The 8,475-nt window shown below is 58.1% G+C and carries 7 protein-coding genes; 4 read left to right on the plus strand and 3 right to left on the minus strand.

The window, feature by feature from the left end; all coding sequences use genetic code 11:
• Nucleotides 1–228: 228 nt before the first annotated feature.
• Nucleotides 229–1,197, minus strand: coding sequence for an LLM class F420-dependent oxidoreductase (locus DWB85_RS19025; RefSeq protein ID WP_117957634.1), 969 nt, complete (start codon nucleotides 1,195–1,197; stop codon nucleotides 229–231).
• Nucleotides 1,198–1,593: 396 nt separating this feature from the next.
• On the opposite strand from DWB85_RS19025, the gene DWB85_RS19030 reads away from it, so the two are divergent.
• Entirely contained in the window at nucleotides 1,594–2,475 is an 882-nt protein-coding gene (locus DWB85_RS19030; RefSeq protein WP_117957636.1) for a winged helix-turn-helix transcriptional regulator, read from the plus strand.
• 144 nt (nucleotides 2,476–2,619) lie between these two features.
• Here the strand turns inward: DWB85_RS19030 and DWB85_RS19035 are convergent, their stop codons facing one another.
• Entirely contained in the window at nucleotides 2,620–3,273 is a 654-nt protein-coding gene (locus tag DWB85_RS19035) for a TetR/AcrR family transcriptional regulator (RefSeq protein WP_162846207.1), read from the minus strand.
• A gap of 202 nt (nucleotides 3,274–3,475) precedes the next feature.
• On the opposite strand from DWB85_RS19035, the gene DWB85_RS19040 reads away from it, so the two are divergent.
• The 3 genes from DWB85_RS19040 to DWB85_RS19050 all read left to right on the plus strand — a co-directional run bounded on the left by DWB85_RS19040 (nucleotide 3,476) and on the right by DWB85_RS19050 (nucleotide 6,594).
• Nucleotides 3,476–3,688 (plus strand): hypothetical protein, encoded by a 213-nt coding sequence (locus DWB85_RS19040; protein ID WP_117957640.1) that lies wholly within the window; start codon nucleotides 3,476–3,478, stop codon nucleotides 3,686–3,688.
• Entirely contained in the window at nucleotides 3,678–5,132 is a 1,455-nt protein-coding gene (locus tag DWB85_RS19045) for an NAD(P)/FAD-dependent oxidoreductase (RefSeq protein WP_117957642.1), read from the plus strand. The genes DWB85_RS19040 and DWB85_RS19045 overlap by 11 nt, the downstream gene beginning before the upstream one ends.
• A gap of 352 nt (nucleotides 5,133–5,484) precedes the next feature.
• Nucleotides 5,485–6,594: an AraC family transcriptional regulator gene (locus tag DWB85_RS19050; RefSeq protein ID WP_117957644.1), complete on the plus strand. Its 1,110-nt coding sequence runs from the start codon at nucleotides 5,485–5,487 to the stop codon at nucleotides 6,592–6,594.
• A 30-nt stretch (nucleotides 6,595–6,624) separates the two neighbouring features.
• On the opposite strand, the gene DWB85_RS19055 is transcribed toward DWB85_RS19050, so the two are convergent.
• Nucleotides 6,625–8,085, minus strand: a complete 1,461-nt coding sequence (locus tag DWB85_RS19055; RefSeq protein ID WP_133300684.1) for a hypothetical protein — start codon at nucleotides 8,083–8,085, stop codon at nucleotides 6,625–6,627.
• Nucleotides 8,086–8,475: the final 390 nt, after the last annotated feature.

An 8,475-nucleotide genomic window follows, 5' to 3' on the forward strand; every position in this document is an offset into this window, starting at 1 on the left:
CATCCCAAGGCGCCGTCAGACCCAGCATCTGCCGGTACATTTCTTCGCTGTGCATGGCAAATCCTCCCATCAGGATATGCCTCTCAGCTTAGTATGGACCCACAGAAATGTCTGAAGGACCGAATTTTATAATAGAGCTTTGGTTAAAGGCGTTCCATTGCTGGTATTCGCCTGGCGCAACAGCGGTCATTGCTGTGCAGCATATCGGCGATTCCTCCGGTTTCGGTGTTAGTCCAGCCTGCTGCCCATAGCCTGCAGGGTGCGCAGGCCACCGGGGTCGCCGGTGGTGGCCGGCACCAGGCATATTTCGTCGGCACCGGCGGCGCGGTACTCTTCGAGCTTGCGATCGATCTCCGCCTCGGAACCCACGAGCCCAATGGCAGAAACCAGTTCGCCTGGCATGGCGGCGAGCAGATCCCGGGGATGGGGGCGAGTGCGCGCATATTCCACCAGATCGCCGAAACCGGCGGCAACGAACATGTCAGAGTATCCCGGCGCCGCCAGGTAACCCACCTTGGCGCGTAGCAGTTGTTCGATGGTTTCGCGCTGTGGCTCAACCGCGCAGCTCAGCCACACGGCCAGCCGTGGTGCGGGCCGCCCGGCTTTGGCTGCGGCATCTTCCATCTGTTCTCGCAGGCGTGCGACGCTGGCCGCATCGCACATGTTGAGCAACATGCGATCGGCATGGCGCGCAGCCGCGCGCACGGCGGCGGGGCCGAAGGCGGCTATGGTGATGGGGCTGCCCGGCGCGTCCAGCCGCAGGTGGTAGCCCTTGCACCTGGCCAGTTCGCCCTCGAACGAGACTTTATCGCCATCGAGCAGGCCGCGTATTATTTGCGCCGTCTCCGCCAGATGGGTGGCGGTGCGCTCCCGCACGCGCCCGTGCCACTCCTCAACTACCACGACACTCGAGGCGCCCAGGGCCAGTTGCACGTCGCGACCAGTCAGGTCGGCGACCGAGGCTGCACCTATGGCCATAGTGGCCGGCGTGCGCACTGACACTGCAAGGGGACCGATACTCAGCTTGATCTGGCGGGTTTTGAGCCCGGCGGCGGTGGCAAAGGCGAAGGCATCGTAAGTTGCCATTTCCCCGATCCACAGTTCGGGGAATTGCAGTTTGTCGGCATTGATTGCGACTTCAAGGTTGTCCGCCGCGGGGCGGTCCTGCCACAGGGGGGTGACGACACTGTAATGCACGCTCGGGACTCCTCTCTTGATGCATTAGTTTCTTTTCTAGACTTTAATTATAGAACCTGTTGTTGCTAACACAAGTACCCTGGCTATACTGCCGCAGCGCACTAGCGACAGCCGGGTGCCTTTGGTTGGCACCTTTGAGTTGCCGGGCATAACGGGCTGATTCAGTCGCGTCCATCCACTCCATCCGCTCCATCCGCTGCACAGGCGATAACCGTGCGGCAATGAACAGGTCTGCGCCTGCGCACATTGCCAGCACCACAAGTTCTGCTTATGCTAGGGCCAACTCAGGTAGTGTGAACAGGCCCTAGTTATTTTGTCGCAATCATTGCAGGGAGCGCGAAGATAGTGTCCAAGGCCGCGAGCAAGCAACAGCGACCATTTGTCCCTGTGTCGTTAATGCGGACGCTGGATGTTGTGGGCGACCCCTGGGCCCTGCAGATCATCAAGGAAGCATTTCTCGGGGTGCGCCGGTTCCAGGATTTTCAGTCCCGCCTGGGTATCACCCGGCAGACACTCATCCTCCGGCTCAACCGGTTCACCGAGGAAGCGCTGATGTACAAGGCGCCGGTGCAGGACGGGCGCCTGGTGCACGAGTACCGACTCACGCCCAAGGGGGCCGATCTCTACAGTTTCATCATCATGGTCTGGCGCTGGCATAGTCACTGGCATGCGGACGCCAGCATTCTTCCGGCGCGTCTGTATCACAGCAACTGCGGCAAGCTGTTGCAGCCGGAGATGTGCTGCCATGCCTGCCAGGGGGAGATTGCCATTGAGGACGTCACTTTCCGGTCCATTAACAAGGCCGCAGCCGTTGCGGGAAGCAACGGTCGCAGGCCCCGAATCGTGAACAAACTGGAAGACCTGGGCTCCGACTACCTGGCGACCGTGGTGATCGGGGATGGCTGGAGCATCCAGATACTCACCGTCATCATGCGTGGCGTCTACAACTACGACGCGATCCGCAAGGTCCTGGGCATCTCCAGTAACGTGCTTTCTGCGCGGCTGAAAACCCTGCTTTCACTGGACCTGCTGCAGGTACAGGGCGATGACAGGGACGGTCGCCTGGTGAGCTATCACCTGACCGAAAAGGGTCGCGGCATCTTCCCGATGATCCTCGCGCTGATGCAGTGGGGCGATCACTGGATGGCTGGCAGTACCGGCCCGGCAGACTTGCTGCTCCACGACGGCTGCGGACACATTCTCGAACACCGGGTGCAGTGCGCCCACTGCAGGGAGCGCCTGCGTCTGGAGGATGTCTCCTTCACCAGCCCACCTTAGCCCGGCTCGCTCCTGTTCGGTGGCGATGAGCATGCACGCTGTTGATCTGCAATTCAGCAATGTAGTTGATCAGACGGCTGGCAGACGAGGTGCTCGCTACCGTTTTAATCGAGCTGGAAGAGCGCCTTGCTCCTCCCTGAGTGGTCAGTAGTCCACCTCGGGATCGCCCACCACCAGCCCGGTGAGTTCGCCGCTTCGCAGCAGGTTCAGCAGCATGGTGAGGCGGCGGTCCAGGGGGGCGTGTTCACGCAGGCGCGGGTTGTTGATGCACAGAGTGCTCCATCCGACCAGCATCACCAGCACCAGTTCAGCGGTTTCCTGGAGTGGCACCGATGCCGGTATTTGCCCTTCATCCCGGGCTACCTGGACGTCACCAAGTAATTGGTCGTGGACCTGCCAAAAGGCTGAGCGACTGCTGTCTGCGACTCGAGTGTCACACGAGGACTGCTGCCAGAAGGCCAGGCGGGCCTTCCACTCGTGCAGAATCTCCTCGCGGTAGGGAAGCAACTGACGCAGGCGGATTTCCAGCGCTGCGAGCCCCCTCTGGTCGCCTACAGCGCGCCGCACGCGATCCAGGTAGGTGCGGTTGGCCCAATCCGCGGCAGCTGCCACCAGCGAGGCCTTGTTGCCGAAATAGTGTTCTACCAGGCCCTTGGAGCACCCGGCTGCTGCCGCGACGGCACGCACGGTCAGTCGCTCGATCCCCGAGCGGGCAATGACAGCAACCACCGCTGCTTCGATGTGCGCGCGGCGTTCATCGCCCCCTTCCGTTGCGCGGGGAAATTCAACTTTGCTCATTTCGCTCCCGTTTTCTTGCCTGGCCACGCCCCGGTATTCAGTGGGCGCCATGCGTTTTTGCGCAGCGCACGCTCAACCCGTGCACTGTTTCATACCTCGCGGTCCGGAGTCTATCACGGGACGTATGGCTTGCTAGTAAGCCAAATGTCCCGTTAAAGTGGTTTTGTTCAAAATTTGTCACCAAAACCATCAGGGGTGCAGCATGCAGTGGGAACTTGCCAGCAGGACACTAATCAGCGCTATTGCGCTGGCCACACTCGGGAGCGCGGCGCCTGTCCTGGCGCAGGGTATCGAGGAGGTCGTGGTCACGGCCCAGAAGCGTCAGGAAAGCAGCCAGGACGTGCCCATTGCCATCACCGCACTGGGTGCAGATACCCTGGAGCAGCGCGGCCTGGAAGTCAGTTATGAATACTGAGTCCGGCACCGGTATCCGGCGCCGCAGCTGCGTCAAGGCAGGGCTGCTCGGCGTTACCGGCGGCGCCTTGCTGTCGGGCTGCGAGAGCGATGACGGGGCCACCCCTGCACATCCGGGGGCCGCCTGGCAGGTACCCGCACAGCGGGAGGACCAGTTCGAGCAGGGAATGTCGCCGCTGGAGGGCAGTGGCTGGGTCCCCGAGGTGGCGCGCTATCCGGCCCTGGCGCAGTCGATCGAGGCCGATGTCTGCGTGATCGGCGCCGGGCTCGCCGGCAGTTCCCTGGGCCTGCACCTCGCCCGGGCCGGTCTGGCTGTTGCCGTGCTCGAGGCGCGACAACCGGGCTGGGGCGCTTCCGGACGCAATGCCGGCCACGTTCTGCCGACGCTGCGCAGTCGCAGCGTTTTCCAGCGCTTCCCGGATGGGGGCAGGGCTTTTCTGGAGGCCTTCCGTGAGCACCACACCATTCCCTTCGATCTCGCGCGGGAGTACGCCATCGACTGTGACGCCATTCGCAGCGGTTACCTGCATGCGACCCAGCGAGAGGGGACCTTCGAGGAGCTCAAGCAGCGTTCCCGCTTCTGGCGCCAGCTACAGGGACAGGCTGTGGATTGGCTGGGCGCAGTCGAGATGCGCGAGATGACCGGGAGCGATTACTACGCCCACGGTGTGCTCTACCGCGACGGCGGCCGGGTCAACCCCTACCTGTTCACCAACGGTCTGATACGCGCGGCCATCGGGCACGGAGCGCGGGTGTTCGGTGACAGCGCAGCGCTCCGGCTGCAGGCGGAGGGGCGGCGCTGGCGCGTCAGCACCCAAGCCGGTAGCGTCATTGCCGGGCGGGTAGTCCTTTGCACTAACGCCTATCCCGGTCCCATCGAGCCGCGCGTCAGGGACAACTTCTATCCATTGACCGCCTACGGCATAACCACCGAGCCGCTGCCCGAGGCCCTCGCGGAACAGATCATGCCCGGCGGCGCGACCCTCGCCCAGGAGCCCGTCGACCTGCATCCCTTCCTGATCGACCGACACCGGCGCATCGTGGTCTCCAGCCTGCCCACAACGACGCGCCCGGCGGACGGCGACTGGCATTTCGCCCAGCACCTGCGCTGGATACATCGCACCTGGCCGGCGACCCGCGAGGCGAATATCCGCCTGCAGCACTACTGGACCGGCCGCGTGGCCCTGCGGGACGAGGAGTTTCCCGGTGTCTTCGAGTTACATCCGGGTGTTTACGGCCTGATGCACTTCAATGCCTGGGGCAATGTCATGGCGCCGCTGATGGGCAAACTGCTGGCCGAGGGCCTGGCGTCGGAGCGGCTGGATACCCTGCCTTTCCCGCTGAGCCGGCCGCAAGCGGTGGGTAATCCACGCAAACAGCACCTGATCATACGCCGCCTGCTGATTCCCGCAGCGCGCCTCGCACAGCGGATGGGCATGCTGTAATCCGACCTCAGCCCCCGTCGTATCGCGACAAGCTGCTCGATCCGCTGCAATGGGGCACAGTCCCGGCACAGGTTGGCATCCACAGGTCTTTGCCGCTTGTGCTGCTTAAGTGCTTGCCGGCTCTCTCTTGATGCGCCTGACTCGTCAATGTGAGCACACATTCCTGGTTGCAATAAATTGCTATTTCACTATTCGATGCCGTCTGTAAACTTTGGCTTCTGAACACAGAATATTTCAGGCCTGAGCTGGGGCTTCCGCCAGCAGAATCAAACAGCCACTGTGCCTCTTGCGATGCTGACGCTTGCCATGCGTTGAGGTAGCATGATCATGGATATTCAGGAGTAAAGGACGAGTGCTCAGTATCACTATCCCCGCGAGAAAGTTCCAGTTACTCATTAGCTACCTGGCGCTATTCGAGCTGGATGTGGAGGCAATCATAAGCACAACTGGCCTGACAACTGATCAGATCATGTCGATGCCAGCAGAACAACAATTGCCTGCCAACTACTATTCCAGAATCTACAAAGCAGCAGCTATTAAATTACAACAGTTTAGCCAGCCGATTATCTGGGGCGCTGGTGTCGGAAGCGAGTCTTTCGAGATGATGTGCTATTGCCTGATAGGTGCGCGGACTTTGGGTGAGGCGTTACAGCTTGCCAGCCGTTTTGAAAGGCTTCTGTTTTCTAAAAATTGCTATCAGACAACACTTATCGAAGATAAAGAAAGCTCAATGGTAAAATTGAGTTTTACGCTTGACCTTCCGGAAGGGGGTACCCCGCTGGTGCCCAGCACGTGGGACAGGGCGGGTTATACGTTGACAGTAGCCAGGGCATCGGGCCTTCGTACCTGGCATGCACTTTGTGGCTGGCTGATTGGTGAGTCGATACCTGTCGCGGATTTATCCATTGATGCGCCGCCAATCGATAGGAAATATCGGGAAAGTCTTTCCAGAATCTTCCAGTGCCCAGTGCGTTTCAACGCAGGAGAGAATACATTCACGTTCCACCAGAGCTTATTAAAGCGTCGAATTGTTCAGACACATGAGTCGCTTGTCGCATTTCTCAACAACAGTGTGTATCAACTGATTGAGCAGGATGTCGTGCCAGCGAGTACCAGCCGGGCTATTCGGTCATTGATTGTTATTGAGCTTGGAACTCGTATGCCTTCAATCGGCGAAGTGGCAGCTATGCTCTACATTTCCGAATCGACTCTCAGACGGAGATTGCACGACGAAGGTACAACTTACCAGGCGATTAAGGATGAAGTGCGTTGCGAACTTGCTATCGGCAGGCTTCTCAATGAAAAGCTAAGCATCGTCGAAATAGCGGAATCACTGGGTTATACCGAGTCAAGTACCTTCGTTCGCTCCTTTAAACGATGGACCGGTCTTAGTCCAAGTTCATACAAACGAAAATATCGACCGTCGATTACGCGCGAAACCCCGCATGACAAAAGTTCGTAGCAATTGACACAGAATTTCTGACATTCCCACTCAGTAATTCCGCCAACGCATTTTGATATGATCCTGCCTGATAGCAATCTGCTGCTTGCGTTCGTCACTACTTACCTCTGGATAGCTTTCTGGAAGGGAATGAGGCAGTTCTGACAGCTTGACACGTTTGGCTGTCAGCCTGGGCAAGCTATCTGCAGAAGGACTTTCCTTGAAAACGAAACGCATCGTGTGAAACCCTTTTTTCAGGCCTGTTGTATCGATCCAGCCCTGAACACCCGGGTCTTGCGATGAAATGATATAATAACGGGTTTGGTCACCAACCACAGGGTTCTGAGCGCCCGTTAAACTACTCACAAAGTTCTGCTGGTCTGGACCCTCCATCCATAGATTGTTCAATTGGAACCCGGTGTAGTAGGGTTCCACGGGTGCCAGCATTCTGATGATCAGAGCTTCATCATCCTCAAGATCAAAAATCCCTGAAGCGTAGAGTTGTTTGGCTCCGGCGACGCCACCTGCAGTGAAGGGAGGCGATGGTTGGTTAATGCCATTGATCGGTAAGGAACGCTTGCCGTCATTATTAGTGTCCCCGCTCATCTCCATGGGACCAGCCATTAGTAGATTCCAGAACCGTATCTGGTTTTTGACCTTATCACCCAGTGTTTCCAGAATGGCTGCCAAATCGCTGCTGGACAATGGTGGGCGGTTAAGGCCAATCGAATCCAGGCGGGTTATCTTCATATCCAGAGGGACTTCGTGTTCCCAATCGGAAAATACCTCTCTTACCGAGAGCATACTTGCGCTTCGAATAGTGGTGTTGCCGGTCGCCTCACAGCTCATTCTCTTGCGTGAAAGGAGAAAATTGCCCGTATAGTCATCCGGCCGACTGGGTCCGATCAGGATACGGTAACGCCCGAGAGAATCAGCGTCTAGTTCGGCTCCAGTGATAAAGTCCAGAGTCTGATTGCGACAATCCTTCATTTCTTTCAGTTCACCGCTGTATCCCGGCACACTGGTGATGGTCTGAAATGTGACCTGTCGAGGCGCTTTGGCACCCGAAACGAACGTCTCTGCTGTCCATTCATTGGTGTTTTCCGCCTGAATTTCTACCTGATAGTAAGCGCTGGCATCGATCGGGGCTTTTAAGTACATGGCGTCGGGGTTTTCGCCTGTCCATTTCCTTAACATATCCATGGATCGGAAAAACTCTGGAAATAGGGGGTCAGCGCGAATGGCATACTCGATTTCCCGGTTGAGGTGGGCGAGGAGGTACCGATAGCCGTCAGCCATCACCCGCTCGCTGGGCGCTGGAGGGTAGTGCTGCGGCTCTCTCAGTGTTGCTTCTGCCAAATTCAGGTCATCACTGAATGCCATCCATGCCTGGTGCATTCTGTCAGCAACGTTTTCCCCGGCGCAGGCGGCCGAAATTGCCAGGTTTGTCAGTAGTGCGGTAAAAACCGCCAGCGAGCCTGCGCGCCCGCGATATGATCGTTCAGTTTTCATCACTTGGTCTCAACCTGATTGTAGTTACCGGGAGAATAGCGTTTCGAAGAAGCACTTGCTCAACCTTCCTCACTATAAAGATGCTCCGCCCATAGCATACGACAATAGCCGCCAAGGGCACTGTCATTAGCACCCAAAAACACCGGCGCAGGCTTTTGAGCGCAAATGCTAATTATCCTGACTGCGATCGTCATTTTCCGGCGATGGGCGGCGCCTGATACTGGTTTAGCACTGGCCGAAAGAAAGCAATCGGCTAATGAGAATAATTATGGGTCTTCACCAAATCGAGTGGGTAGATTAGCCTTGTCCTCATGAAAGATACACAGCTTTACAGTCAGATTCTCGGTATCCAGAAGCCCTGGAAGGTCACCTCGGTAAATGTGTCGCTTG

The organism is Seongchinamella sediminis (assembly GCF_003457605.1).
GTDB lineage: Bacteria > Pseudomonadota > Gammaproteobacteria > Pseudomonadales > Halieaceae > Halioglobus > Halioglobus sediminis.

Coding starts and splice junctions, on each gene's coding strand:
- DWB85_RS19040 (WP_117957640.1), top strand. CDS start 3,476: ATGCAGTGGGAACTTGCCAGCAGGACACTAATCAGCGCTATTGCGCTG.
- DWB85_RS19045 (WP_117957642.1), top strand. CDS start 3,678: ATGAATACTGAGTCCGGCACCGGTATCCGGCGCCGCAGCTGCGTCAAG.
- DWB85_RS19030 (WP_117957636.1), top strand. CDS start 1,594: ATGCGGACGCTGGATGTTGTGGGCGACCCCTGGGCCCTGCAGATCATC.
- DWB85_RS19055 (WP_133300684.1), bottom strand. CDS start 8,085: ATGAAAACTGAACGATCATATCGCGGGCGCGCAGGCTCGCTGGCGGTT.
- DWB85_RS19035 (WP_162846207.1), bottom strand. CDS start 3,273: ATGAGCAAAGTTGAATTTCCCCGCGCAACGGAAGGGGGCGATGAACGC.